Annotated in this window: 23 protein-coding genes; 11 read left to right on the top strand and 12 right to left on the bottom strand. The window is 46.2% G+C overall.

Annotated elements, in window-relative coordinates:
* The first annotated feature begins 28 nt into the window (after positions 1 to 28).
* On the top strand, positions 29 to 1150 hold the full coding sequence (locus tag NFI80_RS20970; RefSeq protein ID WP_235166186.1) for an AI-2E family transporter: 1122 nt from the start codon (positions 29 to 31) through the stop codon (positions 1148 to 1150).
* 36 nt (positions 1151 to 1186) lie between these two features.
* Here the strand turns inward: NFI80_RS20970 and NFI80_RS20965 are convergent, their stop codons facing one another.
* The 4 genes from NFI80_RS20965 to pdxR form a co-directional block, all read right to left on the bottom strand.
* The gene (locus NFI80_RS20965) at positions 1187 to 2488 is read right to left on the bottom strand and encodes an ABC1 kinase family protein (RefSeq protein ID WP_235166185.1); all 1302 of its coding nucleotides are present in this window, start codon (positions 2486 to 2488) and stop codon (positions 1187 to 1189) included.
* A 2-nt stretch (positions 2489 to 2490) separates the two neighbouring features.
* The gene (locus NFI80_RS20960) at positions 2491 to 3195 is read right to left on the bottom strand and encodes a TetR family transcriptional regulator C-terminal domain-containing protein (protein WP_235166184.1); all 705 of its coding nucleotides are present in this window, start codon (positions 3193 to 3195) and stop codon (positions 2491 to 2493) included.
* Positions 3196 to 3300: 105 nt separating this feature from the next.
* Positions 3301 to 4674 carry a D-arabinono-1,4-lactone oxidase gene (locus NFI80_RS20955; protein ID WP_445438753.1) on the bottom strand — a complete coding sequence of 458 codons (1374 nt, stop codon included), beginning with the start codon at positions 4672 to 4674 and terminating at the stop codon, positions 3301 to 3303.
* 45 nt (positions 4675 to 4719) lie between these two features.
* Positions 4720 to 6201, bottom strand: coding sequence for a MocR-like pyridoxine biosynthesis transcription factor PdxR (pdxR, locus tag NFI80_RS20950; RefSeq protein WP_235161512.1), 1482 nt, complete (start codon positions 6199 to 6201; stop codon positions 4720 to 4722).
* Positions 6202 to 6281: 80 nt separating this feature from the next.
* Between pdxR and NFI80_RS20945 the strand changes: the two genes are divergently transcribed.
* Together NFI80_RS20945 and NFI80_RS20940 are read left to right on the top strand one after the other, a co-directional pair.
* Positions 6282 to 8294 carry a TonB-dependent receptor plug domain-containing protein gene (locus tag NFI80_RS20945; protein WP_235166182.1) on the top strand — a complete coding sequence of 671 codons (2013 nt, stop codon included), beginning with the start codon at positions 6282 to 6284 and terminating at the stop codon, positions 8292 to 8294.
* Positions 8295 to 8348: 54 nt separating this feature from the next.
* Positions 8349 to 9224, top strand: coding sequence for an alpha/beta fold hydrolase (locus NFI80_RS20940; RefSeq protein ID WP_235166181.1), 876 nt, complete (start codon positions 8349 to 8351; stop codon positions 9222 to 9224).
* On the opposite strand, the gene NFI80_RS20935 is transcribed toward NFI80_RS20940, so the two are convergent.
* From NFI80_RS20935 to NFI80_RS20920, 4 genes are read right to left on the bottom strand one after another with little or no spacing between them, the layout of a single operon-like run.
* A complete protein-coding gene (locus NFI80_RS20935) occupies positions 9205 to 10194 on the bottom strand; it encodes an NAD(P)H-quinone oxidoreductase (RefSeq protein ID WP_235166179.1) in 990 nt (329 codons plus the stop codon). The genes NFI80_RS20940 and NFI80_RS20935 overlap by 20 nt on opposite strands.
* Positions 10195 to 10221: 27 nt before the next feature.
* Positions 10222 to 10590, bottom strand: coding sequence for a YccF domain-containing protein (locus NFI80_RS20930; protein WP_233798865.1), 369 nt, complete (start codon positions 10588 to 10590; stop codon positions 10222 to 10224).
* 16 nt (positions 10591 to 10606) lie between these two features.
* Positions 10607 to 11221, bottom strand: a complete 615-nt coding sequence (locus tag NFI80_RS20925; protein WP_235166178.1) for a pseudouridine synthase — start codon at positions 11219 to 11221, stop codon at positions 10607 to 10609.
* Positions 11222 to 11229: 8 nt separating this feature from the next.
* The gene (locus tag NFI80_RS20920) at positions 11230 to 12306 is read right to left on the bottom strand and encodes a DUF3500 domain-containing protein (RefSeq protein WP_235166177.1); all 1077 of its coding nucleotides are present in this window, start codon (positions 12304 to 12306) and stop codon (positions 11230 to 11232) included.
* A gap of 165 nt (positions 12307 to 12471) precedes the next feature.
* Between NFI80_RS20920 and NFI80_RS20915 the strand changes: the two genes are divergently transcribed.
* The 5 genes from NFI80_RS20915 to NFI80_RS20895 all read left to right on the top strand — a co-directional run bounded on the left by NFI80_RS20915 (position 12472) and on the right by NFI80_RS20895 (position 18877).
* A complete protein-coding gene (locus NFI80_RS20915) occupies positions 12472 to 13815 on the top strand; it encodes a deoxyguanosinetriphosphate triphosphohydrolase (protein WP_235166176.1) in 1344 nt (447 codons plus the stop codon).
* A 105-nt stretch (positions 13816 to 13920) separates the two neighbouring features.
* A complete protein-coding gene (locus NFI80_RS20910) occupies positions 13921 to 15045 on the top strand; it encodes an FIST signal transduction protein (protein WP_235166175.1) in 1125 nt (374 codons plus the stop codon).
* Between the two features lie 7 nt (positions 15046 to 15052).
* Positions 15053 to 16381 carry a sensor histidine kinase gene (locus NFI80_RS20905; protein ID WP_235166174.1) on the top strand — a complete coding sequence of 443 codons (1329 nt, stop codon included), beginning with the start codon at positions 15053 to 15055 and terminating at the stop codon, positions 16379 to 16381.
* 58 nt (positions 16382 to 16439) lie between these two features.
* Positions 16440 to 16847 carry a response regulator gene (locus NFI80_RS20900; RefSeq protein ID WP_233798871.1) on the top strand — a complete coding sequence of 136 codons (408 nt, stop codon included), beginning with the start codon at positions 16440 to 16442 and terminating at the stop codon, positions 16845 to 16847.
* 26 nt (positions 16848 to 16873) lie between these two features.
* Positions 16874 to 18877 carry a response regulator gene (locus NFI80_RS20895; RefSeq protein WP_235166172.1) on the top strand — a complete coding sequence of 668 codons (2004 nt, stop codon included), beginning with the start codon at positions 16874 to 16876 and terminating at the stop codon, positions 18875 to 18877.
* On the opposite strand, the gene NFI80_RS20890 is transcribed toward NFI80_RS20895, so the two are convergent.
* Both NFI80_RS20890 and NFI80_RS20885 read right to left on the bottom strand, forming a co-directional pair.
* Entirely contained in the window at positions 18870 to 21098 is a 2229-nt protein-coding gene (locus tag NFI80_RS20890; RefSeq protein WP_235166170.1) for a xanthine dehydrogenase family protein molybdopterin-binding subunit, read from the bottom strand. The genes NFI80_RS20895 and NFI80_RS20890 overlap by 8 nt on opposite strands.
* Positions 21095 to 21565: a (2Fe-2S)-binding protein gene (locus NFI80_RS20885; protein ID WP_235166168.1), complete on the bottom strand. Its 471-nt coding sequence runs from the start codon at positions 21563 to 21565 to the stop codon at positions 21095 to 21097. Before NFI80_RS20885 ends, NFI80_RS20890 begins: the two co-directional genes overlap by 4 nt.
* Before the next feature lie 120 nt (positions 21566 to 21685).
* Between NFI80_RS20885 and NFI80_RS20880 the strand changes: the two genes are divergently transcribed.
* From NFI80_RS20880 to NFI80_RS20870, 3 genes are all read left to right on the top strand, one after another.
* Entirely contained in the window at positions 21686 to 22609 is a 924-nt protein-coding gene (locus NFI80_RS20880; protein WP_235166167.1) for an alpha/beta hydrolase, read from the top strand.
* Positions 22610 to 22925: 316 nt separating this feature from the next.
* Positions 22926 to 23135, top strand: a complete 210-nt coding sequence (locus NFI80_RS20875) for a hypothetical protein (RefSeq protein WP_233798877.1) — start codon at positions 22926 to 22928, stop codon at positions 23133 to 23135.
* Positions 23136 to 23269: 134 nt separating this feature from the next.
* Positions 23270 to 23560: a hypothetical protein gene (locus NFI80_RS20870; protein ID WP_235166166.1), complete on the top strand. Its 291-nt coding sequence runs from the start codon at positions 23270 to 23272 to the stop codon at positions 23558 to 23560.
* A 27-nt stretch (positions 23561 to 23587) separates the two neighbouring features.
* Here NFI80_RS20870 and pdeM read toward each other — a convergent pair whose 3' ends face one another.
* Together pdeM and NFI80_RS20860 are read right to left on the bottom strand one after the other, a co-directional pair.
* Entirely contained in the window at positions 23588 to 24229 is a 642-nt protein-coding gene (gene pdeM, locus NFI80_RS20865) for a ligase-associated DNA damage response endonuclease PdeM (RefSeq protein ID WP_235166164.1), read from the bottom strand.
* On the bottom strand, positions 24219 to 26681 hold the full coding sequence (locus NFI80_RS20860; RefSeq protein WP_235166162.1) for a ligase-associated DNA damage response DEXH box helicase: 2463 nt from the start codon (positions 26679 to 26681) through the stop codon (positions 24219 to 24221). Before NFI80_RS20860 ends, pdeM begins: the two co-directional genes overlap by 11 nt.
* Between the last annotated feature and the right edge of the window lie 39 nt (positions 26682 to 26720).

Raw genomic sequence — 26720 nt, 5'->3', positions numbered from 1 at the left:
CATTATATTGAGTCACTAAACAATTGAAATGACTTCCCTCACCCCCGCCCCCTTCCACGAAAAGCTTACCTACTCCCTCCTGGCCATAGGCCTCATCATGCTGGGAATCTATCTGGGTCAGGATATTATTGTCCCTCTGGCTTTGGCAGGGTTGATTGCGGTTTTGCTCAGGCCGGTGGAGGCTTGGCTGACGCGGCTGGGGATGCATAAGGTGCTGGCGATCACCCTGGCGGTGTTACTTGCGGTCGTGCTTGTGTCCGGCGTCGCGATCCTGCTATCAATGCAACTTTCAGATTTCTCGGATGAATGGCCGAAATTGAAGCGGAACATTAATGAGTTTTACAGGGATGCGCGGCGCTGGATACGGCGGGAATATAGCGTCAGTTATAGCAAACAGGCCGAATATCTCAAAAATGCCCAGACAAAAACGCTCGAAAATTTCCAGGGTGCCGAGACGCTCGGCGTGGTTACGGGACCGCTCGCAACATTGATCCTTATCCCTATATACGCATTCTTGCTCCTTTATTACCGTACGATGCTGCTGCATTTTATGGTCGTCCTGTTTGCAGAGAAGCATAAGCCGCGCGTGCTGGAAGTGCTTAGCGAGATCAAAGCCATTATTCAAAGCTATATGGTGGGTTTGCTGCTGGAAACGGCTGTTGTTGCGGTGCTGAATTCGGTAGGGCTGCTGCTATTGAATGTTCAGTATGCGATGCTTTTGGGCATCATGGCCGCGATTTTAAATCTTGTCCCTTATATTGGCGGACTTGTGGCAACAGCGCTGGCGGTTATGGTGACGTTTATCAGCCATCCCGATGCGCATACATTGCTGGGCGTTGTGGGCGTATTTATTGCTGTTCAGTTTATTGACAACAATTTCCTGGTGCCGCTCATTGTTGGTTCCAAGGTCAAGATCAATGCGTTGGTTTCGATTGTGGGCGTGCTGGTGGGTGGCGCCTTGGCCGGATTGTCCGGAATGTTCCTATCCATCCCGGCAATTGCGATGATGAAAGTGGTCTTTGACCGGATTGATGGATTGAAACCTTGGGGAATTTTACTGGGAGATCAAACGCCGGAACAGGCGAATAACAATCTGTTCAGGCTTGTGAACAAGCGTAAGCCTAAAAAGAAAACCGACGAAGATGCTTAGTCTTTCGCCGGTTTGAACAATTTGATAATCAATATTTTATGCCACCAACTGCTTCGTTTCCACGGTCGCTTTCAAATCATGCAACAAGCTGAAAAGCCCGAAGAACGTGCGGTTGATGTAAATAAAATGTTTTGAACCGCGGTTGACATTCATTTTGCGCAGTTCTTTATCATTTGCATATTTCTCACCCAATTCTGCCAGTTTTCCAAAGAATATTTCATCCGAAAAATCAAATGTATCCGACTGGAACGGCTGGGTTAGCAACGATAAAATCTCTTTAAAAAGCTTCGAAAAATAAACCGTTTCCTGAGGCGTGTCCTTGCTCGAAAGAATTTCCAGCGCTTCCATTCTTGAATAGAAAACCTCAGGATCATTCAACTTATCCGGCTCTGCCAGCTCAAAATAAGGCGTGTAAAACGACTCCGGAATCTCCTTAATGCACCCAAAATCAATGGCGATCAGGTTCCCGGCATCGTCTACCAGAAAATTGCCCGGATGAGGATCGGCATGCACTTTTCGCAACTGATGCACCTGGAACATATAAAAATCCCAAAGCGCCTGCCCGATCTTGTTGGCCAGATTCTGGTCCGTATTCGTTTTCGTGAATTCCGACAAATGCTTGCCCGTCATCCAATCCATTGAAATCACCCTTTCGCAGGATAATTCCGGATAATATTTTGGGAAACGCAGGTTAGGAATGTGTGCGCAGGCCTCGGCAATTTCCGTGCTTTGGGCTATTTCAAGATAATAATTGGTTTCCTCCGTCAGCTTGGTCTCCACCTCCTTGAAATATTTATCAGAATCCTTCGCCTGAATGTTGAACATGCTCATCGCAATCGGTTTCACCATCGCCAGGTCCGAAGAAATGCTCTCCGCAACACCCGGATACTGGATTTTCACAGCCAGATCCTTGCCGTCTTTCGTCGCTTTATGCACCTGGCCAATGCTCGCAGCATTGATCGCATTAGCGTCAAAGGAATCAAAAAGATCAAGCGGCGATTTGCCGAAATACTTTCTGAATGTCTTCACAACCAGCGGAGCCGACAACGGCGGAACGGAGAATTGGGACAAAGAAAATTTCTCCACATAAGCTTGCGGAAGGAAGTTTTTCTCCATACTCAGCATTTGCGCCACTTTTAGGGCACTGCCTTTCAGGTTCTTAAGTCCGTCGTAAATATCCTCAGCGTTGTTTGTATTCAAGTTATCCCGCGCCGATTCAGGATTGGTGATTTTCTCACCGTAATATTTTAAATAGTTACCCCCGATTTTTACACCGGTCGAAATCAATCTGGTTGCACGCTGAATTTTCGAAGTAGGGATGCTGTCAATTGTTTCCATTCCTACTTTAACTTTTCTTTGATGAGAAATTTACCAAAATCGATAACGCTTTCCAGCGGCGTAATGTCGATCAGATCGAATGTCGCGCGGATTGATTTTTCGATGAAAAGGTCTGTTTTTTCAAAGCCGATAGACTCGTCATCCAGCCAGAATTTGAGGGTTACCATAAACTGTATCCACGCACCTTCTTCCAATGCATCCTGTTGCGCCTTGCGGATCCGCTCGCTTTTGGATTTCAGATAACCTTCGCTGATTTCATTAACGAACGATTTAAACTGACTCCTGAAATCTTTCAACTTCATTAATCCAGCCAAACGGTTCTTTTCACTTTTGAGATCAAATACAACATAACTTCTGTTTGCCGTAAGTATCTCAAAATAAGTAAAATAGTAAGTTAAAAGCTTATCCCGAAAACCAAGCGACGGCATATCGCCACTTTGTCTCATGAGGTTAACGGCCAGTCTGTGAAAGCTCACAAAAACGCTTTTTTCAATTGCTTCGATTGAAGAGAAATGTTTGTAAAATTCCTTCTCGACAATGCCATGCCGCTTGCAGAACAGGTAAACCGACTCCGGCTTTTTATTCTGTTCCAGGCAATCGTGCATATATAATTCAATGATCTTATCGGATGTAATTTCCCGTGCCGCTGCCGGCTCGGCCATATTCGGCTCTCCTGCATTCGGAAGTTCCCTCAATTTTGCTGCCATTATTTTATTTGGTTTACAAGGTGTTGATCCACGCTTACACAACGAATGTTGGTCAGCATAAAATATTCATAGCGGACTATTAGAGAACAAAATAAAGGGCCGTAATCATTCACCGAAAGGCCTATTAATTTTTCGAACTCTGAAAATATTGAGGTTCAGAAAGTCATTCCTGAATTTCCCTTTCGGATCCATTTCCTGGGCCAGCTCCTTGAATTCTTCCATTTTCACATAACGCTTTGCAAGCAGATCCGGCGAAACCGAAAACAGCTTTCCCCAATGCGGACGCACATTGTAGGGCGCAAGCTCACGCTCAATGACTGGCAGCAGCTTGCTCACGGCGTCCCATTCCTGCTTCCACGTAAAATGAATCGCCACAGAATCCTGCTTATAACAAGGGCTCATCCAGAAATTGTCCGCCGCGATAGTTCGTATTTCAGAAGTTAGCAAATGCGGCCCGACCTGGCTTCCCAGCTTGGAAATGGCCATAATCGCATCCACCGCGTTTTTTCTGGGCACAAAAAATTCTGATTGCAGCTCCACACCGCTGCTGGGAGTAAAGCCCATTTTGAAATGCGGCATGCGCTCATACCAGGGACCGGAAACGCCCATTTGCTCGGTGCAGTTTTCGGCAGACAGTTCTGGGATCGGGTGCAGGTTTTTAGTCGCCAGTTTCGCGCCGAAGAATTCTTTTTCTGCTTTCAACGGCTTTCCGTCTTCTATTTTTTGCTTAACCCAAACCTCCGTAATGTCGTTACTTTGCCAGTTTGTGAACAAGCTCACGCTGTATCCGCTCGATTCTATTTTTTCAAAATTATCCTTCAGTTGGTTCAGAGGCAGGTTTTCATACACAAACTGCCCCATCATGAATGTCGGCACAATATCCAGTGTCACTTTCGTCACCACGCCCAAAGCGCCCAGGTTTACAACGGCCGCATTGAATTTCTCCCCATCCTTTTTACGGCTCAGTTGCATCACATCACCCGCCGCTGTAACGATCTCCATTCCCGAAACCGCAGTCGCCAGGCTACCATTTTTATCCCCGGAACCGTGCGTGGCCGTAGCGCAGGCACCCGCAACCGAAATGTGCGGCAAGGATGCCAGATTATGCAGCGCAAACCCTTTTTGATGCAGATAGGGACTTAATTGTCCGTATTTCATGCCGGAATTCACGGTTACAGTTTTGTTTTTTTCATCCAAAACCATCTGCTCCTCCGCATTTACCAAGGAAATAAACTGATCCTTAGTGTCCGCAATGTTATTGAAGCAATGCTTGGTTCCCAGCACTTTAAGCTTTGGATATTTCTTCACAATGTCCTGAACCTGTGCCAGATTCTTCGCCTGATCCAGCTTTTGCGTGCTGTATTCTAAATTCCCTGCCCAGTTTTTCAATTTATCGGTGTTTGCCCAGCCGGTTAATGGTGTAAATAATGGAGCTGTCATTAATGCGGATGAAAGTTTAATAAAGGTTCTCTTATTCATATGTTGGGAAGAAAGCAAAGTGAAAACCAGAAGGATATGATTAAATCACAAATTAATTGAATAATTCAGGATTTCAACCGCCGTCCGGATTTCTCCTTCATCCAGATTCCCAAATCCAAGCCGCATAGCACTCAGCTGGCCGGTTTGGAAGAGTAGTGTCTGTGGTAAATGCAGGTTTTGTTTCAAACAGTTCTTGCTAAGGCGCATTAGATTAACATCCTTCCGCCATTCTGTCCAGATCGCCAGGCCGCCGGGAGGTGTTTTAAAATGGAGATATTCCTGGAAATCTGCTTGCAGTAATGTTCCCAAAAGATCGCGTCGCTGATGATAAACCTTCTGTGCTTTCTTGATATGCCGCTGAATTTCTCCTTCATCCAAAAGTTCACCCAATGCCTGCTCCATCATCAGATCTCCCTGGCGGTCGATGATCCTCCGAAATTTCCCCAGTTCCGTAATCAGGTTTTGCGGCGCCACAATGTAGCCGGAGCGCAGTCCGGGCGCCAGCGCTTTGCAGAATGAGCCGATATAAACCACCATTCCCGCCGGATCGGCGCTTGCAAGCGGCAAAACCGGACTGCTATTATAGTGAAAATCATAATCATGGTCGTCTTCCAGGATAATGAAGCCATATTGCACCGAAAGATTAAGCAATTCCATGCGCCGCTCCGCGCTCAGCGTCACCGTTGTGGGATAATGATGATGCGGTGTGATGTAAAGCATCCGTATCCGTTTTGTTTCGCACAACTTCCGCACTGCTTCCACCGATATGCCATGCTCATCCACCAGAACCGAAATAATGTTGGCCCCGGCCTGTTGGAAAATCATATTCGCAGTATAGTAACTCAGGTTACCCACCACCACGTGATCGCCTTTTTTGAGGAGCAGCATGGAGGCCAGGTAAATGCCCATTTGAATGCCTCGCGTGGTGATAATGTTCTCTTTGCCAATATGCAAGCCGCGCGTATTATTCAGGTAATCAGCCAGTTTCGTCCTGAAAAACGCATTGCCTTCCACATGCGAGTAACCGAGCAATTTGCGGTTATTATTTCGCCTTAAAACGCTGGAATAGGCTTTTGCCAGCTTGTCCATGGGAGCCAGGCGCACGTCGGGAAGACCGTCGGTGAATTCCAGCTCGGCTTTGGAAACGGAAACCGGCCTGTCCAGCAGCATGCTTTCTTCAAATGCAAAACCCGTTTTTTGAGGATATTTGACAAGATAATCAGCATTAAAAGACGCCGGACTATCAGCAATTGCAGGTGATTTTTGGGTGACGAATGTCCCCTTGTTCGGCCGAAGTTCGATCCACCCCTGCGCATCGAGTTCATTATAAGCGGCCACCACGGTTTTTCTATGAACCGATAAGATCTCAGCCAATGACCGTGTTCCGGGCAATCTGGCACCTGTATAAAGCACGCCGCGCTGGATCGCATTGATCATCTGACGCGAAATTTGGAGATAAACCGGCGTCTCATTTTGCCGGTCAATGGTCACAATACTTTGGAATGGGATTTCAACCGGACTACTCATAAACTTAAAACCGGAGCATGTTAACAGTCCGGCAAGATAGTAAGTTTGTAAAAAATATATTTGATTCTGATATCTCAGCCATGATGACAACTATCCTTTCTCTTCTGATCCGGGCTTTGAAAAGCCCGGCAATTTTTGTTTTTACAAGCCTTGGACTTATTAGTTTATTAGGCATTTTGCATCCGCTTTATGCGCAGGATATTTCGCTTGACCCGGTTACTGTCACTTCCTCTCTTGTTGAAAAGCGCGCTTCGCAAACCGGCCGTAACATTGCTGTTATTAAAGGGGAGTATTTCCAAAACCTGCCCGTGCACAGCATCGATGATCTGCTGCGTTATGTGCCGGGCGTGGAAATTCAGGCACGCGGGCCGATGGGTTCGCAGAGTGACATTGTGCTACGCGGTGGAACGTTTCAGCAAGTCCTGATCATTCTGGATGGTTTACGATTGAATGATCCCAACACCGGCCATTTCAATGCTTATATCCCAATTTCTCCTGCTGAAATTGAACGGATTGAAGTTTTGAAAGGCGCATCTTCGGCTATTTATGGCTCCGATGCGGTGGGCGGTGTGATCCATGTTATTTCCAAAACATTTGCAGCACGGTTACAGTCAGGTAATGGTGCTGAAAATGCTGCTGAAACAACAAAAACGAGCATTAATGCAGCATTGACGGGTGGAGAATATGGGTTAAGAAATGCAAATGTCGGCGCATTCGTTCAAAGAAATAAACTGGCGGTTTCAGGTGGTTTTTTATCAAATAATGCCTCAGGCGTTCAGCAGCGTGGCATAAAAGGATACTTTCATAACAACACCGCATCCCTATCCCTGAACTACGCACTTTCCCCGAACTTGAATGTGGCCGTGAGAAGTTCCTATGATCACCGGGATTTCGCTGCTCAGAATTTCTACACAGCTTTAAAATCCGACACGGCCAGTGAGAAGGTAAAAACTTCCTGGAATCAGATTAAAATCGGTTATAGGAAAGCTAAAACGGCCATCACGCTCGATGGAGGCTATAAATTTGTAAGGGATCAGTATATGTTTAACCCGCATTCCATTGCGAATGACAGCAAATCACAACTGTGGCAGGGCTTGCTGACCTGGCAGCAAACATTTACCCAAAGCACGAACCTGATCGCCGGACTCAATTACCAGAACCGCAACATTGCCTCCAATGACCGTGGCGATCATTCGCTGAGCCAGCTCGCACCATTTATTTCTTTGGTACAAAATATCGGTTCCGATTTCACTGTAACGCCTTCTGTCAGATTGGATTGGCGGGAAAGCATTGGTTCGGAAGTGGTGCCGCAGATTAATTTATCTTACAGAAAAGAAAACTGGCAAATACGCGGAAGCGCAGGCAAAACGATCCGGGATGCCGATTTTACAGAGCGGTTTAATAACTTTCAAAAAGCATTGGTAACGGGCGGAAATGTGGGCAATCCTGCATTAAAAGCGGAAAGATCATTCAGTTATGAAGCGGGCGCCGATTGGTTTTTGACTAATAGCAGCACCAATCAGCTGAAAATTTCAGGCACATTTTTCCAAAGGCTCCAAAACGACCTGATCGATTATGTTTCAACGCCGTATGCCCAGATGCCGCGCAAAGACAACCTTTCACCCACCGGGACTTTTGGACTTGCATTGAACATTGCGGAAGTGAACACAACCGGCTTTGAACTTGATTTTCAAACATTCAATACAATTTCTGCCAATCAAAAAGTCATTTTCAATGCAGGGTTAACCTGGCTGAACAGCGAAAGCAGCAATGTTGAGCCCTCATTCTACGTCTCGTCACACGCCAAATTCCTGGGTAACTTTTCTGCGATTTACCAGATTTCCGCGTTTTCGTTCAGTGTGAATGGTTTGTATAAAAATAGGGCAGAACGGGCGGCTTCGGCCATTGAGGCGAACATTTCGAAAGATTATTTTTTACTCAATGCTAAGGCTGAATATGCTTTCCTGAACCGCAGTCTGGCCGTATTTGTGCAGGCCGATAATGCATTCGACGTTCGGTACAGCGACTTGCTGGGATCCAAAATGCCGGGGCGATGGGCTATGGGCGGACTCAGGTTCAATTTCGCGAAGTAGCTCAATCTTTTTCTTAGTCCCTTACGTATATTCGTTTGGCTTTTAAGATCGATTATGCTTTCGAATATCAACATTTCCCACATTTGCCTGACCATCTATCTAACGGTTCGGAGCGCCGAAATTTTCGGTCAGTCTACGTTAAATGGTGCGAACCGACCGTTAGAAAAATCGTTTGTAGCAAATTTAGGAAATGAGCATACTTTATCGGCTGGAACGGCGAATACGCACCAACGACCAACAGCGCCGGACAACGATAAAATGAATCTCTACTTTTTGAGCGGCTTAGGCGCTGATAAACGTGTTTTCAGCAAATTGGAACTGGACGACCGTTTTGCGGTACATTATATAGATTGGATAGAACCATTAAAAAAGGAAAGTATAACAGATTATGCGGGCAGGCTCGTTTCACAAATTGACACAACCCGTCCCTTCCAGTTGGTAGGCTTATCATTTGGCGGGATTGTCGCCTCAGAACTTGCACATATCGTTCATCCAGAGCAGATTGTCATCATTTCTAGCACACCAACCGGCGTCCCGGTTTCAAAATTTTATCAGGGGTTAACCAAATTTTTGTTACTAAGCCCATTCGCAGCTCCGTTTTTGAAATCAACCAATACATTTACCTATAAATTTTTCGGTGCGGATACACCCGAGCTGAAATCGCTGCTGAAATCCATTTTACACGACACCGACAGCCGTTTTTTAAAATGGGCTTTGGTAAGAATGGGCAGCTGGAAAAGACAGGACAATCTGGAAAACCTGTATCACATTCACGGCACCGCCGATAAATTGATCCCGATAAAAATGGTGAAACCCGATGTGTCAATCGATGGCGCCGGACATTTGATGGTATACGCGCAGGCAAAACAGATTTCAGATATTTTGAATAAGAAATTAAGCGACAACTGGGTTACGACTCCCAATCATTAACCAGGACAATTTTCCCGATATGCCCGCTCGTTTCCATTAATGCCTGTGCTTTTGAGGCTTCGTTTAATGGAAATTGAGCTGCTATAACGGTTTTGAAATCTCCGCTTTCTATAATCGGCCAAACATTCGCCCTTATTTCCTTCGCAAGTGCCGTTTTGAATTCATCGCTTCTATTGCGTAGCGTGCTGCCGGTGATTGTCAGGCGCTTTTTCATGATCATGCCGAAATCTACTTCGGTGCCTTCGAGCTTGCCGCCTTTCATGGTGTTGATAAAAACAAGCCGCCCATCTTCCCGCAGTAACCGGATATTTTTAGGAATATAATCACCGCCTACCATATCCAGAATGACGTCTATGCCTTCATTTTTCAGCTTTTCTTCAAAATCATCGGTTTTGTAGTTAATACAAATATCCGCACCCAGCGTAACGCAAGCACTGCATTTTTCCTCCGAGCCAGCCGTCGCAAAAACCTTTGCGCCCCAGGCTTTTGCAAGCTGAATGGCCGTAATCCCGATTCCGCTTGTGCCACCATGAACCAGGAAATTGTCGCCGCTTTTTAAACCGCCCCTTTGAAATGCATTGTGCCAAACCGTAAAAACCGTTTCCGGAAGGGAAGCCGCCTGCACGAAATCGAAGCCGCCGGGAACAGGCAGACAGTGGCCTGCTTGCGCAACCGCATAATCCGCATAACCGCCTCCTGGCAGCAATGCACAAACGGCATCGCCTTTTTTCCAATCAGCAACATCATGCCCAACCTGCTCAATAATTCCAGCAACTTCCAGTCCCGGAATATCCTGTGGCGCCCATGCCGGCGGCGGATAATTTCCCTTCCGCTGAAACACGTCGGGACGGTTGATCCCTGCCGCATAAACCTTGATCAGGACTTGGTTAGCAGCCGGTTGAGGCATTGGCCGTTCCTCTATTTGAAGCACTTCCGGGCCGCCGGGCTGCGAGATTATAATGGCTTTCATGTTTTTTACAGTCAAATGAAATAATGACTAGTAAATTTCTTTGCCAAACGGCGTGAAGGACAAGCTCATCAGCTTAAAATGTTGGCGCGCAAAGGGCAGACCGATAATCGTTATGGCAAGGATCACACCAAAAATAAGATGCGTAAGCGCAATCCAGATGCCGCCCAGCACAATCCAGAGAATGTTGAAGATCGTGGATAAACAGCCGGTGTTCCCCGGAACCTCCCTAACCTGCTGCCCGAAAGGAAATAGCGTCAGAAGACCTATTTTAAAGCATTGTATACCAAACGGAATGCCGATGATGGTCAGGCAGAGCGCCAGCCCGGCAATCATATATTCCAGAAAGACGATGAATCCGCCAAAGATGAGCCAGATGATGTTGCCTATTAAGTTCATGTCGGGGTTGTTTTCGTTATTGCCAGTTATCGATCTTCAATAACCTAAAAAATTCGCTTTCCTCAATTTCTTTTACACCACCGGCAGCAAGGTCTCCCAATTCCAGATCCTCTATACTGACCCGGATAAGTCGTTTGCAGCGGTGACCAGCGGTCCGCACCATTTTACGGATCTGATGATATTTCCCCTCTGTCAATGTGATTTTGAGCCAGGTGTTGGGCACGCCTTCCCAGCTTTCACTCGCATGTGGCACTAATATCTCAGGCCTGGGAATGATCTCAACTTCGCAAGGTGACGTCACATATTCAACGTCGCCTTTTATCCGTATTCCAATGCCCGTCCTGAGTTTATGCAGCGTTTCCTCACTGACGTGATGCCCCACATTCACCCAGTAAGTGCGCTTATGCGGAACCTCTCCCTGAAACAGCAGATTGGTTACTCTCTTATTCGTGGTAAGGATCAAAAGCCCCTCAGAATGTCCATCCAACCGTCCAATCGCATGAATCCCTTCCGGAAATTCAAACGCCAGATCCCCCAGCAACCCCACATCATCCGGACTCACAAACTGTGAAACCATATTGGGGGGCTTGTTGATAATGTAGTAATGGTGGTGGGTGTGGGTTGTTATCATACACAAAGTTAATGCGCCTTCTCATAATGCCTCCGCAACATATCTTCCCCAAAATCATTTACCAAATCCCTTACCACCGAATGAATGTGGTTGCCGCTGTTTTGGGTGTTGTCAAATTCGATGAGGAAGGTGGGGCCGTGGATTCGGTAATAGTGGCCCTGGCCTGATCCGATGATGTTTTTCTGATCGCCCATCCAGGCGAAATGTATTTTGTCGAGGCCGGTTTTTTCCAGCTCGGCCCATTGCTGGTTTTTTAATGTTACGTGGTAACGCTGCAAATATGACATGATGAGTTTTTTGAATGCTGCTTTCTGCGTAGCGATCATTTCTCCCATCGGGATGCCTTGCATTTTCTCCAAAGATGCCTTCCTGGAATTGGAAGTGAACATTTCGTTGGGTGCGGGGTTTCCTATAACGGCTTTTTCTAGCTGCTTTTCATTCAATAAGTGTAATAGTTCAAATGCTGAATCTTCTTCATTTTTCAGGATCCGCAGGCCCTTTTGAGGAACATTGGCCATGACGTTACCCGGATTACTGCCCATAAAACTCGGTGTGTAAGCAATTTCACCTTTGATGGATGAGAAGTGCAGCGATAAATGATGGCCTTCCACCCGCCAACCCCAGGGATCGCTTCCCGGCTCGCCAAAAACGAGGAATGCAAAGTTTTCGGGATCGCGGTAAGTGTCGTTAGCAGGGCGTGTTTCAACAACCCTGAGCACGTTTTCCAGGTCAATGATCTGCTCGGCTTTGGTATAACCTTCCTGGCTCAAAACAAGCCTGATCATATCCATGGCCGACTTACGCTGCGATTCACTCATGGTCTTGAAAGTAATCCCTTTTCGCTTGCGGGGCGTAAAATTCCAGTCGAAACGGGCAGGATCGTCGTAAGGAAGCTTGGTTTCTGAAAGCTGGTCGGCAGAAAGTGATTTGAGAAATGCCGTGACAACAGTCGCCATTTCTTTGGCAAGTTTCTCGTCTTTTGTATGACCTTCCAAATCGTGGCCGGATGCAGCCGACAATGTTCCGGAAGTGCTTATGATGAGCACATTGGCTAAGAATGCGATTATTATTAAAAGCCTTTTCATATATCTTCAATTTAGATCTTCAAATGGAATCCGTGTAGAAATCAAAAGCGCCCCGACTTGCGAAACTACCAATGCCAGTTGTCGGCCCATTGCAATCCACAGCGCCTGTTATTCCTTAATTACCGGAAAGGGATTAGTTTTGCCGACAATTAAAATTCTTGAATAATGAAGTGGGAGAAATTACTTTCGGCGAAACGGTGGGGCAGTGAAGACAAATACAATGCCGATCCGGCTGAGGCAAGATCGGAATTCCAGCGTGATTACGACCGCCTGATTTTTTCCTCCCCATTCCGAAGACTGCAAAACAAAACACAGGTTTTCCCGCTCCCGGGCAGCGTATTTGTCCATAACCGGCTTACACACAGCTTGGAAGTGGCTAGTGTCGGCAAGTCCTTAGGAAGGATTTTCTATAATAAAATCAAAAAGGACGATCCGAACATTGATGATAAATTGCCGCTGATCAGTGAAATAGGGAACATTGTGTCGGCCGCCTGCCTGGCGCACGACCTCGGTAATCCTGCATTCGGGCATTCTGGTGAGGCGGCGATCTCACATTATTTTACCAATGATGCCGGTTTACAATATCGCGACAAGGTTACCGAATCACAATGGGCTGATCTGACGCATTTTGAGGGCAACGCCAACGCATTCCGCATTCTCACGCACCCTTACGCGGGCAAAGGTTACGGCAGTTTTGCACTCACCTACTCTACGCTTGCAGCCATTGCCAAATATCCCTGCGAGTCCATTGCAGGACATAATAAATCGAACATTTACACTAAAAAATACGGCTTCTTTCAGTCGGAGCAGACTGGTTTTCAAAAGATTGCAGCAGATCTGGAACTGGATATGGTTACGGAATCACCATTGGTGTACAAGCGCCATCCACTGGTTTACCTGGTTGAAGCTGCGGATGACATTTGCTACAACATTATCGATCTCGAAGACGCCCACAGGCTGAAAATATTGTCGTATGGCGAGGTGGAAACATTGTTGCTACGCCTTTGCAACGATCCTAAAATGCCAGCCCGCCTTTTGGAAATTGATGATGAAGATGCCAAAATCAGCTTGTTACGGGCTAAATCCATCAGCACATTGATTTTCCAATGTTCCGAGTTGTTTTACAACGAACAGGATGCTATTCTCAGCGGCGACTTCAACTCAGGCCTGATCGACGCAATCCAGGAGCCTTACCGCTCTGTTATGAAGGACATTGCGAAGATTTCAGTCAATAAAATCTACAATTATTCTTCCGTTGTACAGATCGAAGTGGCCGGTTACAAGGTGATGGGCGGCTTGCTGGAAGAATTTGTCCCTGCTTATCTCAATAATAATTCACATTATTCACGCAAGCTGGTAGATCTGATTCCCAAGCAGTTTATAACTTCAAAAACGGACGAATATGCGAAAATCCAGACTGTTCTCGACTTCGTTTCGGGGATGACAGACTTGTATGCGGTTGAATTATTCAGGAAAATCAAGGGAATTTCGTTTCCATCACTCTCTTAATGTTCGTTTCACCAGTATAAATTTTTGGTTCAGCGTAAAATTAATTCGCCAGTCAAAAGTTTTCTGTAAATTGTTGATCAAATTCATGAGCCCGATCAATCTTTTATGGAAATCAATCAATTGGTGTACACCAATGCCTCCTCGAACGTCACCTTTTCCTTTTCACCCCAACTCTTTTTTGTATTCGGAAACCGGGAACTCCTCGAAAAAAGCGATGTAATTGCCCAGCTGGCAGCACTTTATCCCGAAGCTCTTTTTTCCGGTTGCTCCACAGCAGGCGAAATCTCTAACGTCTCCGTAAAAGACAATACCATCATCATTACTGCCATCCGATTTGATGATACAATCGTCAAAAGCTCCAAAGTTGCGCTGGAAGACATTCATTTCAGCAGCATTGAAGCCGGTAAAAACCTCGTTTCACAACTTCCGAAAGAGGGCCTGAAACACGTTTTTGTAGTCTCAGACGGACTGAAAGTAAATGGCACCGACCTCGTAAAAGGCATGGCTGAAGGGCTGGGTTCCGAAGTTTCGCTTACAGGCGGACTCGCCGGCGACGGATCGCATTTTGCAAGAACTGTGATCGTTGAACCAGACGGAAACATTGCCAGTGAGACGGTGGCTGCCATCGGCTTTTATGGTGAAAACCTGACGATCGGCTTTGGTTCGCGGGGCGGATGGGACAGCTTCGGGTTGGACAGGCGTGTGACGAGATCAAAAGAGAATATATTGTTTGAAATTGACGGCGAGCCTGCGCTTGATCTGTACAAATCGTTCCTGGGCGACAAGGCCAAAGAACTGCCTGCTTCCGGGTTACTTTTCCCGCTTAGCATGCGTGACAGCGAAGATCGTGCACCGGTTGTGCGGACGATCTTGGGTATTAATGAAGATGAAAAAAGCCTCACTTTCGCAGGCGACATTCCCGAGGGCTCATTTGTTCGTTTGATGAAAGCAAATAACGACAGGCTTATTAACGGCGCCGAAGAAGCCGCCCAGGCCGCTTCGGAAGGTCTTAAAAACAACCCTGAGTTTGCCATTCTGGTAAGTTGTGTGGGCAGGAAGCTGGTGCTCAAACAAATGGTTGAAGAAGAAGTTGAAAGCGTATCCGATGTGCTGGATAGTCCGGTGATCACAGGCTTTTATTCGTATGGAGAGCTTGCGCCGTTCAACCGCAATTCGCTGTGCGAGCTGCACAACCAGACAATGACCGTTACAACTTTCAGAGAATATTAAAATGAACATGCCCGAACTTACGGACGTCAATTATCACCGGTTACTGAAACGTCAGATCCGGAAATCGCTGCCGCCCGAACTTGCCGAACATCCCGATCTGCAGGACTTTTTGTTATCGGTAAATCAAGCATATACTGAGTATCAGGACGACCTTGGCCGCGTGGAGCTTATTCTGGAACAAAGCTCCGGCGAACTTTTCAAGGCCAACCGCGAACTGAGCCGCATTGCCGCAGAGAAAACCGAAGAAGCCGAACTGACCAACAAGCGACTGGAAGAAGTGGTGAGCAGTATTACCGAAGTTTTGGTGCAGCTGGATCGGAATGGCAACATTATTTACATGAATAAGGCCTGGGAAACCATCACAGGCTACACGGTAAGTGAATGTCTTAACCGCAACTGGATGGATTTTTTCTCCGATTCGCAAGTGGAGATCAGTGAAATGCTGAGTTCCGGGGAATCGACGATCAATGCGACCATCAAGGTTTTCACGGCACAGAAAAAAGAGATCTGGATAGGCGTTTCGCTTACAAAACAATTCCATGATCATGCGCTGACTGGCTACATTGGCACATTTTCGGACGTTACGGAGCGCGTTTCGGCAGAAAAGAAATTAAAATCCTACATGCGTGACCTGGAACGCATCAATGCTGAGCTGGACCAGTTTGCATATGTCGTAAGTCACGATTTGAAAGCGCCTCTGCGCGCTATCAATAACCTTTCTGAGTGGATTGAAGAAGATATCAGCCATTTGCTCGAAGGCGATACGCTGGACCAGTTCAAACTGCTCCGCGGGCGCGTTCACCGTATGGAAAGCCTTATTAATGGTATTCTATCGTATTCAAGAGCGGGCCGGATGAAGACGGTGAAAGAGCGGTTTGTGATTAGTTCTCTTTTGGAAGATCTGCACGAAACATTCAACAGCAAAAAGCCCGTCAGTTTCGTTTTCGATGGAAATATGTCCATGGAGCTCGAAACGGAAAAAATCACATTGACCCAAATCCTTCAAAACCTGATTTCCAACGGCATTAAATACAATGATAAGCCTGAAATAGAAATCACGGTGGGCTGGACGGAGGAAGACACTAAGTACAAATTTTACGTTCGTGACAATGGCCCGGGCATAAGCCCCGAATTTCACGATCGCATTTTTGTCATTTTCCAAACCTTGCAGGCACGCGACGAGATAGAGAGCACAGGCGTGGGACTAGCCATTGTTAAAAAGATCCTTGACGAAAAAGGCGGTTTGATCCGTATCGAATCTACCATGAAGGAAGGCACCAAATTTATATTTACCTGGCCCAAAAGCGAAGCCAAAGAAGCAGAAATTCCCCTCTAAACATAACCCTTTCCGTAACTAGAATTTCACAAAAATGTTCCCCTTAACCCCAGTCCCCATGACCATATTATTGGTTGAAGACGATGAAGTAGATGTAATGAATGTGAAGCGCGCATTTAAAAAGAACAATATTTCCAACCCGCTTATCGTGGCTTCAAATGGCATTGAAGCGCTTGAAGTGCTACGCTCCGGTTCATCCGACAGCCCAAAGCCGAGAATTGTGCTATTAGACCTTAATATGCCCAGAATGGGTGGAATTGAGTTTTTGAAAGAGATCCGCCAGGATCCTGAACTGAGCTCTTTGTCGGTTTTTGTAATGACAACTTCCAATGAAGACAGCGACAAAATTGAGGCTTTCAACCTGAATGTAGCGGGCTATATTTTAAAACCGCTTTCAATGGACCGCTTCATTTCGGCCGTTTCCACGCTCAACAGTTACTGGACACTCTGCGAATATCCCGGATAATCCAAACAACGCATATTCTCCATTCTATGACCCCTTTCAGTATTCTTCTGGTTGAAGATGATGAGATCGACGCAATGAACTTATTGCGGGCGATCAGGAAGTCTCAGGTGGAGATTGGAGAGGTAAAAATCTGCAAATATGCCGAAGATGCGCTGCTAACCCTCGATTCCTGGGTGCCGGGCTGCGTATTCCTGGATTACCAGCTGCCCAAAACGAGCGGACTGGAATTGCTGAAAAAGATCAAAGAAAGGGCGCCGCAGCTGCCCGTTATCGTGCTCACTTCCCAGGGCGACGAGCGGATTGCCGTGGAAATGATGAAAGCGGGTGCAACGGATTATTATCCCAAATCCGAGATCACGGCCGAAAAGCTGACCAAGGCTTTTCACACACTCGGGCAAATGCTCGAAGTGGAAAAAGACCGGGAAGACGCAAGGCATGAATTAGCAGAGAAAGAGGAATTTATAAATAAAATCGCCCTCCTGTCTCCCAACATTATCTATGTGATCGACATTGAGAAATGGACCAACATTTTTCATAATAAACAAATCTGGAAAATACTGGGCTACTCCGAAGATGACATTGCTACCGACTCTAAGAACGGGCTGAAACAGATTATTAATAATCAGGATCAGCTTACTTTCCGGCGGCATTATCATTATATGCGGCATTATGTGAAGGATGAAGATGTGATTGAAAAGGAGTTCAGGCTCAAACACAAAGATGGTTCGGAAGTCTGGATTATCACGCGGGAAGTGCCGTTTAAGCGCAATGAAGCAGGAACGGTGCAGGAAGTGCTTGGCACGGCCATTGACATTACCAGCCGGAAACAGGCGGAACAGGAACTCATACAAGCGAAGCGCGACGCCGAAGAAGCAACGCGCATCAAGTCCGACTTCCTGTCCACAATGAGCCATGAGATCCGCACGCCCATGAACGGGATTATTGGTTTTACCGATATTCTGTTAAACAGCGATTTCCAGGGACAGGACAAGGAATATTTGAAAATGATCAAAAGTTCGGCTGATAACCTGCTCGTTATCCTGAACGACATTCTTGATTTTTCTAAAATTGAAGCTGGAAAATTCGGGCTGGAAAGTTTTCAGTTTGACTTAAAAGAAAAGCTGGATGTGCTGATCCGGACATTTGATGTGAGGGCAAGGGAAAAATCCATTGACCTGCTGTTTGAATGTGCCGATGATGTTCCTCAGATCCTCATGGGCGACGCATATCGCCTGAATCAAATTCTCAATAATCTGGTTGGCAATGCCATTAAGTTTACAGAAAATGGTTTTGTCAAAATTGCCGTTCAGCTGGAAAAAGACCATGGCAGGAATGTGGATCTCAGGATTGATGTATCTGACTCAGGCATAGGCATTTCCGAAGACAAGTTAAACGACATCTTCGAAAGCTTTTCGCAGGCGCACCACAACAATGCTACCAGATATTTTGGTGGAACCGGCCTCGGTTTAAGCATTACCCGCAAAATTACAGAACTGATGAACGGCACCATTTCCGCCAAAAGCAAGCTTGGCGAAGGTGCGACTTTCAGTGTTGTGCTCAATTTTGGAAAAGGCGGACTTTCGTTAGAAGAAGAAAAAGCCAGCGCGCCCGAAAACCTCTCACTGAAAGGTTTCAGGATCCTGGCAGCGGACGATGTTCCTGCTAACCAGATGCTGCTCAAACATTTACTGAAAAGATGGGAAGCAGAATTTACCATTTGCGGGAACGGCCGGGAAGTGCTGACCAGCCTCAACGGAAACGATGGCTATGACCTTATTTTAATGGACATTCAAATGCCGGTTATGGATGGCATTACGGCCATGAAAACCATCCGGAGCCAGTATCCGAAATATACGCATGTTCCCGTAATCGCCTTTACAGCAGACACTTTCGCTGAAAACGCCCCGGAACTTGAATCCTGCCATTTCAATGATTTTGTGACCAAGCCATTCAAGGCGGACGAGCTGATCCGTGTTATCGCCAGGCATCTTGCATCCAGTAATGCTGCCCGACCTGTCCCGGTCAGCTGATTTTCGTCCAATCGATTTTATCAGGAGTCAACGGAAGTTCTCGCAAACGGCTTCCCGTCGCATCAAAAATAGCATTTGCAATCGCAGCTGACACAGGCCCTTGTGCCGCTTCTCCCGCACCCAGCGGTTCAAGTTCCGGCCGGTCAATCACAAACACTTCTGTGTGAGGCACATCTTCAAAACGGAAAATCGGATAAGTTTCCCACGAACTGCTTTCCACACCATTTGCACCATACTGAACTTGCTCCAACATGGTCCAGCTCGCAGCCTGGATCATCCCGCCGGAAGTCTGATTGATAATTCCGTCCGGATTAATGGCTTGCCCTGCATCAATTACGCCTGTCAATTTTACCAGACGGTAGGTTTTTGCCGCCCTATCCAGCTTGATTTCGGCCTTTACAGCGAAGTAGGAAGCATTATTTTTATATTGAGCAAAAGCAAAACCCTTTCCTAATCCGGGCTCTTTTTTCAAATCCCAACCTGCTTTTTTCACCAAAGTCGTAATCACTTCTCTGGCCCTGTCATCATTTAAATGATCCAAACGGAATTGAACGGGATCTTTCCCGGCTTTCACCGCCAGCTCATCCATGAAAGATTCCAATGCGAAAATGTTGCCATAGGCACCCAAACTTCGCAAAGCAGAAGTCCGTAAAGGGCCTTTATAACTGTGAACAGAAGCATTTTTGAATTCAAAATCATACAACGGAAGCGAATTCCGATGCGTGCCTCCTGCAAATCCACCGCCTTCAAAAGCAAATGGCTTTTCCAAATGCTGTCCTGCAATTAAATGCCCCGCCTTTCCACCTGGCCGTGAACTATGTGTGTCCGACCATATATCTGTTTCCCAGGCAGTTACTTTGCCATCAGCAGTCAATGCAGCTTTAATTTTCAGCACCATAGCAGACCCATAAGGCTCCCATTTGTGCTCATCTTCCCGCATCCATTGCACACGCACCGGCTTTCCAGGCATTTGCAGAGCCAGTAATGCAGCATCACCTCCCACATCATCGGCGCCATTATGTCCATAGCAACCCGCGCCCGGCATGCCTATGACCCTGATTTTTTCCAGAGGCAAACCCACCAAATCGCTGATTGTGCTTCGCAAAGGATACACGCCCTGCGTATGTGACCAGATCGTCAGCTGATCATCCTTCCAGAGACCGATCGCGCAAGACGGGCCTATGGAGCCATGCATTTGATAAGGCCGTTTGTATTCCGCTTCGAGTGTTATTCCGTTCTCCCAAACCTTACTATTTGCACTTTTATCTCCTTCCACAATTTCGCCGGCACTGCTATTTTTGATCATATCAGCGTACAAATGACCTGGCAAAGGCGCTATCCGCGTGCTTTCCCACTTGGCCAGCTCCTTCATTTTACCCAACGCCTTCATGCTCTCGTATTCCTGCGAAGCAATCACAGCAACGAAACTTCCGTTAATTACGATTTTCAAAACGCCAGGGGATTTTTGGATTTGTTCCGTTGGAAGCGAAATCAATTTGGCATTATAAACCGGTGGCCTCATCACCCGCGCATGCAACATATCCGGGAACCGCAGATCCTGGATAAAGTGCGTTTTCGCCACCGCTATCTCTTGAATGTCAGTCCTTTTGATCGGCTTACCGACAAGCTTGTAATCACCAGGCTTTTTCAGATCAGCCTTTCCAGTGACTTCTGCTTCCAGACGTTTTCCTTTTACAAGATCTTTATAGGCAATTGTTTTCTGATTTTTGGCGGATTTAACAATTCCATTTTGAACCGAAAGTTCATTCACATTTGAGCCTAATTCCTTTGCTGCCAATGTCAAAAGATACTTCCGAGCCTCAGCAGCAGCATTTCTGATCGCATTTCCGCTTCCTTCAATGGACCCGCTTCCGGCCGTATAGCGCTCGTCCTGCGTTTGCCCGGTGTCCGCAATGATGATACGAACTTGCTTCATCTCAATGTCCAGTTCCTCAGCTGCCATTTGCATTAATGCCGTCCGTATTCCCTGCCCAAGCTCCATTTTACCTGTTAACACCGTCAGAATGCTCGTATCATCAAATCTGATCCACGAATCAATTGCCTCGCGATCTGCGATCAACGTTTGTTCCGGCGAGTAACATTCATCCGGCTGCATAGTAAATCCAAGTCCGGGCATGAGCGTAAAACCCATCAGCAGATAACCCGAACTCCGGAGAAAACCACGTCTGCCAGACCTTATATCATTCAATTCGTCCATCATTTATTCAATTTAGCAGCCGCCTTTTTTACAGCATTAATAATGCGCGTGTGCGTTCCGCATCGGCACAAATTCCGTTGCAAAGCCTGCCGTATTTGCTGGTCAGTTGGATTTTTGTTTTCTGTTAAAAGTGCCTTAGCAGAAATGATCATCCCGCTAGTGCAATAGCCACATTGCGCAGCCTGCTCTTCAATAAATGCCTCTTGGATCGGATCAAGCACATTATTAATGGAAAATCCTTCCAATGTTGTCACTTCATAAACTGCCGCAGCCGAGCCGGGAATTACGCAAGAAGGTTGCGCTTTGCCATTCAAGAGCACCATGCAACTGCCGCAACGTTCTATGCCACAGCCATATTTCGGGCCATTCAGTTGCAGGTTATTTCGTAAAAGATAAAGCAGCGGCATTTCCGGGTCCGCCGTAACGCGGTGGGTTTTGCCGTTCACTTTAATGTTAATCACCTCAGCCATATTGCCCTCAATTTTTTTACACCAGAATAATAAAATTAAGCCGCCGCCATGATTTAACTACTTGCTTTTAAATCTTTTAAGATGCTTCTCTCGTATGTGTTATCATATTCAGAAAGATTTATGAAAGCGCAGGCACGGATCACACTAATACTTTTAATGATTTTATTGGGCGCATTTATGCTCACATTATCAGGTTGTTCTTTTAAAAGGATAACGAAGTCGAAGAATATTGTATACCAAAAAGCAGATAAAACTTCCGCAGAACAGCAACTCAATGTGTTTGCGCCAAAGAAGCATTCCGAGGCCAGTGATGTCCTGATTTTTGTTCATGGCGGCAACTGGAATTCCGGCAAGAAGTCGCAATACAACATTATTGGAGGACATTGGGCCAAAAAAGGGGTGGTAACCGTGCTTGTGGACTACCCACTAAGCCCCACTGCTGGCTATGATGCCATGGCCGTTTCGGTTGCCAAATCTGTTGATTGGGTTAAGAAAAATATCAGTCAGTATGGAGGAAATCCTGACAGAATCTTCCTGTCCGGACATTCCGCAGGCGGCCATCTTGCGGCATTGGTTGCCACGGATGAACATTATTTCAAAAACATCGGCCTGGAAAATCCGCTTGCGGGTGTAATCCTCATTGACGCCGCCGGGCTGGATATGTACGGATATTTGCAAGAAGAAAAATTCGAAAAAGGCAACACCTATCTCAACACATTTTCCAACAACCCCGACACCTGGAAAAAAGCCACACCACTGTATCACCTGCACAGCAACATGCCTCCCATGCTCATATACCGGGGCGGAAAAACCTATCCTTCTATCCTGGCAAGCAACGAAAAATTCATCAAAGCCCTAAAAACCTACGCACCAGCAACACCCTATCACATTCAAAAAGGCAAAAAACACATTCCCATGATCACTCAATTTTTCAATCCCTGGAATGGTAGATATGGGGAGATTTTGGAGTTTATGAAAACCGCGGATAATAAGAGAGAATTGCCGGAGGATAAGGGAGAGGCAGAAGCTTTTCTTCGGGATTGACAATCATGAATCCAAACATTACTTGCAATTAATAGATCTGCGCTCCACAATGCGCTTAATAGTCTCCATTGCCTGCTCAATAGCAACATGCCTGTTCTCTCGGACCGCTTTTATAAGCTTTTTAGCTTCTTTGCCAATAACGGCTTTGGAAACTGTATTTGATATAAATCTCATAGTGTTAGATGCATCTTGACCCATACGAATATATAAATACGACTCAACTATAATCTCACAAAAAAAATAAACGGCAGGAATGGAAAATTTAAAGATAATACCAACATTATGGATTTCTCCGTAAAACAACTATCTTTGGAAAATGAAAACATTCAGCTCCGTAGAAGAAGCTTTTGAGTGGTGGGTAAAGAATTTATATCCTACATTGACGCCGGAGATGAAAAGAGGGAAAGCGGTGCAGGCAATGCAGGATTACATATACGGAAAAGGAATATCCGAAAAACGAATGAAACAAATTTTGCTCGAATATGGTCATTTTGAGATCGAAACATTGGTCAAATACAAGCCTTAACAAGGCTTTTTATTTACCAGAATTTTATGGAGTTCTCCGTAAATCAGGTCTGCAAAAAAACCCGGAGCATTGCCACAGAACAATGGCATCCGGGTTCGGTTCAATCAAGTTCACAATCAAACTTCATCAAAAATATGTACACACTACAAAATTCAACAAACAAAGAAATGAACGGCGGGAATGAAAAAATTATCGGTAACGAAGCTGCGTTAAGGCAGCAATTTGAGATCGTAAAAGAGTTTTTTCAAACAGATAAAGGAAGCGAAATGATTGGGTCGCTGCACGCAATGATAGAAAGCTTTTTATTTACAGAAAACCTGAGCCAGGTAACACCAGAAATGCGGGAACATATCGTGAACCAGCTCCGTGTGGCAACTTTGATTGCGAAACTCGGGGATGGTTATAAGAACACATTATATGTCTGAAACATAGCCAAATCAAGGAAAACCGCATTAACAAACCGAAAAAACCTTGGTCTCCGTAGTAATATAAATCTTCCTATCCTTGGCCAGGTCCATTTGGAAACCGCCTGTGAAAACGCCGAAGCTGGGGACGATGGCTTGATGGTTATCGATTACGAAACACGGCAGACGCACGCTTTGGCGGCCTTTTCCGTAGGTTGTGAAAACGGGGTGAACGTGGCCGGCGAAAATGAATTTTTCTGAAACTGCATCGACTTTTGGGTGGTGGGTGAAAATGAAATTGCCTTCTTCATAATCGTTTAAATGCACTTCCAGGTTGCATTCCAGGAACATACTTACCGGCAAAATGTCGTGATTGCCGATAACGATCAGCATTTCAATGTAATGATGTGCCGTGCGCCAGTTCTTAAAAAGCTCCCATTCAGCGTTGTATTGTGCATGAAACAGGTCTCCCAGGAAAATGATACGGGTGGCGCCGGTGTTTTGGACCAGCTCGTTTAATCTTTCGAAATTGTTTTCAATCGCATTGGGCGGCACCGCAATTCCCTCTTTTCTGAAATGGGTGATCTTGCCTAAATGAAGGTCTCCGATTAGTAATGTCTGCGTTTCCTGCCAAAAAATGGCTCTTTGTGTGAGTAAAATAAAATGGTTTTCTTTGATTTCAATCTGCATTACTATACTGTTTGATCATTTTCTGGATCCGGTCATCCAGCTTTTCTGATGTAAGTTGCTCGCGTAGCCGATCTACCATTATAGGGAACGAAAAAGGCGTTGGTTTGCGGGTTTGTTTTACAATTATTTTCTGAGTTGCGATCCGGTCAAGCGCCTCCCGCATCCGCACTTCCTCCAACTGGTAAGTCAAAACTTCCTGGTAAGCCTGCTTGATCAGCAAATTGTTGTCTTCATATTTGGTCATTACCGTAAACAGCAGCGAGCTGGAAGCCTGTAACTGCCGTGTTTTGACATTTTTGCCCGGATAACCCTGAAACATTAATCCCGAAATTGCGGCAATTTCCCTGAATTTCCGTTTGGCCATTTCGGTTGCATTCACACTTTGATAAATGTCATCGACCAAATGCTTCGTAGAAAAAAGATCAACTTCCTTCATTACCTGCTCAAAATCAACATATTGATCGCTCAATAATTCAAAACCATAATCATTCATAGCCACTGAGAATGTAATGGGTTTAAGTTGACTCAGGCGATAGGCCAGTATAATGGACATCCCTTCATGCACCAAACGGCCTTCAAATGGAAATATGAAAATATGGTGCCCTTCCCGGGTTTCACATTGCTCTATAAGCAATTCGTCGGTCTTTGGAATCATAGACCGGCTTGCCTGCAATTCCAATAACGGCTGCATTTTGGCTAGTTCGAGCTCTTTATGCGGATTTTCGAGGGCATCGGCCAATCGCTCGCGGATGAATGTGGACAACTGCGACGACAGCGGCATTCTTCCGCCAGCCCAGCGCACCAGAAAGCCTTTTTTACCCTCTGCTTTTTTGACACTAACCGTCATTTCATGGATCCGCAAGAACTCAACGGTCATGCCGGCGAAAGTAAAAACGTCCCCGGGTTTCATCCAGGTAACGAACGATTCCTCAACCGTTCCCAGATATTTCCCGCTTTGCAGCTTCACCTTAATGCCTGTTTCTGAGACAATCGTTCCCATACTCAGTCTGTGACGCAATGCAACGCGTCGGCTCGTCACCTTATACAGGCCATCGACGCGCTCTACTTTTTTGTACTCATCATATACATGAAGCGAAGAGCTTCCGGTGGTAATGTATCCCAAAAGCCACTCCCACTCCTGCCGGTTCAGATATTGATAACCATAAGCGTCACAAACTTCATCAAATAATTGAGCCTCATCAAAACCTTCGCCCACTGCCAAAGTCATCATCCACTGCGCCAACACATCGAATGCATGAGCCACGGGCGGACGGTCTTCCAGCATATTTTTGGCGACGCCTTCCCGAAGCGAAACAGCCTCAATGAGCTCCAAAGCATTGGTAGGACAGAAATAAATTTTGCTATCCACGCCTGGCCTGTGACCACTCCTGCCCGCACGTTGAATAAACCGGGCAATGCTCTTGGGACTGCCAACCTGAATGACCGTATCAACGGGCCGAAAATCGACCCCTAGATCGAGGCTGGCCGTGCATATCACCAGTTTGAGCCGCTCGTCGTGCAGTGCTTCCTCCACCCAATCCCTTATTTCCCGGTCCAGCGATGCATGGTGTAACGCCATGATGCCCGCAAATTCAGGATATTTATCAATAATGGTGCGATACCAGATTTCGGTTCCGGAACGCGTGTTGGTAAAAAGCAGCGTCGTATTACTCTCATTGACGATTTTTACCACCTGGTCAACCAGGCTCGTCCCCATATATCCCGACCAAGGCAACGTCTGCACGCGTTCAGGGATAATGCTTTCGACCAGGATCTTTTTATCTGTATTTGCCTTGATCACCGTGGACTTGGCAACCGGGAACTTCATGCCGACCAGCACATGTTTCGCCTCGTCGAGGTTGCCGATGGTTGCCGAAATGCCCCAGGTTTGGAGATCCGGCCTGATGCTTCTGAGCCTTGCCAACGCCAGTTCCGTTTGTGTTCCGCGCTTGCTGCCCATAAGCTCGTGCCATTCATCGACGACGATGGTGTGCAGGTTTTTAAATATTTCTGTGCTGTTTTTTTGTGCAAAAAGAATGTGCAGGCTTTCCGGCGTAATGATCAGTGCATCTGGCATTTGCTTTTTCTGATCGCTTTTTTCTTTGGCATTGGTATCGCCGGTGCGAATGCCTACGCGCCAGGTCAGGTTCATTTCCAGCGCAGCACTTTCCATATTCCGGAATAAGTCCTTGGACAATGCACGCAAAGGCGTGATCCACAGAACTTGCAAACCTCGTTTTGGTTTGAGTTCCTTATTCGCCTTTTCATTAATATGCCGGATTAATATCGGAAGCCAGAGCGAATAAGTCTTTCCACTCCCCGTCGGCGCATTCACCAGGCCGCTTTTCCCATCCAGATAAGCCTCTGCCGCCTCCTTCTGAAACGCCGCCCACTTCCACTTCTTGGCCTTAAACCAATGTTCAACGATTGTATGTCCGGGGGATTTGGTCAAAGGGATCTTTGTAAAGTGTATTTCAATTTAATTAAAAAC

It is taken from the genome of Dyadobacter chenhuakuii (genome assembly GCF_023821985.2).
Lineage (GTDB): Bacteria > Bacteroidota > Bacteroidia > Cytophagales > Spirosomataceae > Dyadobacter > Dyadobacter chenhuakuii.
Note: the sequence above shows the minus strand (reverse complement) of the source record. Positions and strands in the feature narration are given on the sequence as shown.

What these genes read in the sequence shown, in the direction of transcription:
- NFI80_RS20900 (WP_233798871.1), top strand. Translation starts at nt 16,440, where the DNA reads ATGACCATATTATTGGTTGAAGACGATGAAGTAGATGTAATGAATGTG.
- pdxR (WP_235161512.1), bottom strand. Translation starts at nt 6,201, where the DNA reads ATGAGTAGTCCGGTTGAAATCCCATTCCAAAGTATTGTGACCATTGAC.
- NFI80_RS20880 (WP_235166167.1), top strand. Translation starts at nt 21,686, where the DNA reads ATGAAAGCGCAGGCACGGATCACACTAATACTTTTAATGATTTTATTG.
- NFI80_RS20940 (WP_235166181.1), top strand. Translation starts at nt 8,349, where the DNA reads ATGCTTTCGAATATCAACATTTCCCACATTTGCCTGACCATCTATCTA.
- NFI80_RS20930 (WP_233798865.1), bottom strand. Translation starts at nt 10,590, where the DNA reads ATGAACTTAATAGGCAACATCATCTGGCTCATCTTTGGCGGATTCATC.
- NFI80_RS20885 (WP_235166168.1), bottom strand. Translation starts at nt 21,565, where the DNA reads ATGGCTGAGGTGATTAACATTAAAGTGAACGGCAAAACCCACCGCGTT.
- NFI80_RS20935 (WP_235166179.1), bottom strand. Translation starts at nt 10,194, where the DNA reads ATGAAAGCCATTATAATCTCGCAGCCCGGCGGCCCGGAAGTGCTTCAA.
- NFI80_RS20870 (WP_235166166.1), top strand. Translation starts at nt 23,270, where the DNA reads ATGTACACACTACAAAATTCAACAAACAAAGAAATGAACGGCGGGAAT.
- NFI80_RS20925 (WP_235166178.1), bottom strand. Translation starts at nt 11,221, where the DNA reads ATGATAACAACCCACACCCACCACCATTACTACATTATCAACAAGCCC.
- NFI80_RS20965 (WP_235166185.1), bottom strand. Translation starts at nt 2,488, where the DNA reads ATGGAAACAATTGACAGCATCCCTACTTCGAAAATTCAGCGTGCAACC.
- NFI80_RS20945 (WP_235166182.1), top strand. Translation starts at nt 6,282, where the DNA reads ATGATGACAACTATCCTTTCTCTTCTGATCCGGGCTTTGAAAAGCCCG.
- NFI80_RS20970 (WP_235166186.1), top strand. Translation starts at nt 29, where the DNA reads ATGACTTCCCTCACCCCCGCCCCCTTCCACGAAAAGCTTACCTACTCC.
- NFI80_RS20915 (WP_235166176.1), top strand. Translation starts at nt 12,472, where the DNA reads ATGAAGTGGGAGAAATTACTTTCGGCGAAACGGTGGGGCAGTGAAGAC.
- NFI80_RS20890 (WP_235166170.1), bottom strand. Translation starts at nt 21,098, where the DNA reads ATGATGGACGAATTGAATGATATAAGGTCTGGCAGACGTGGTTTTCTC.
- NFI80_RS20920 (WP_235166177.1), bottom strand. Translation starts at nt 12,306, where the DNA reads ATGAAAAGGCTTTTAATAATAATCGCATTCTTAGCCAATGTGCTCATC.
- NFI80_RS20875 (WP_233798877.1), top strand. Translation starts at nt 22,926, where the DNA reads ATGAAAACATTCAGCTCCGTAGAAGAAGCTTTTGAGTGGTGGGTAAAG.
- NFI80_RS20905 (WP_235166174.1), top strand. Translation starts at nt 15,053, where the DNA reads ATGCCCGAACTTACGGACGTCAATTATCACCGGTTACTGAAACGTCAG.
- NFI80_RS20955 (WP_445438753.1), bottom strand. Translation starts at nt 4,674, where the DNA reads ATGAATAAGAGAACCTTTATTAAACTTTCATCCGCATTAATGACAGCT.
- pdeM (WP_235166164.1), bottom strand. Translation starts at nt 24,229, where the DNA reads ATGCAGATTGAAATCAAAGAAAACCATTTTATTTTACTCACACAAAGA.
- NFI80_RS20910 (WP_235166175.1), top strand. Translation starts at nt 13,921, where the DNA reads ATGGAAATCAATCAATTGGTGTACACCAATGCCTCCTCGAACGTCACC.
- NFI80_RS20895 (WP_235166172.1), top strand. Translation starts at nt 16,874, where the DNA reads ATGACCCCTTTCAGTATTCTTCTGGTTGAAGATGATGAGATCGACGCA.
- NFI80_RS20960 (WP_235166184.1), bottom strand. Translation starts at nt 3,195, where the DNA reads ATGGCAGCAAAATTGAGGGAACTTCCGAATGCAGGAGAGCCGAATATG.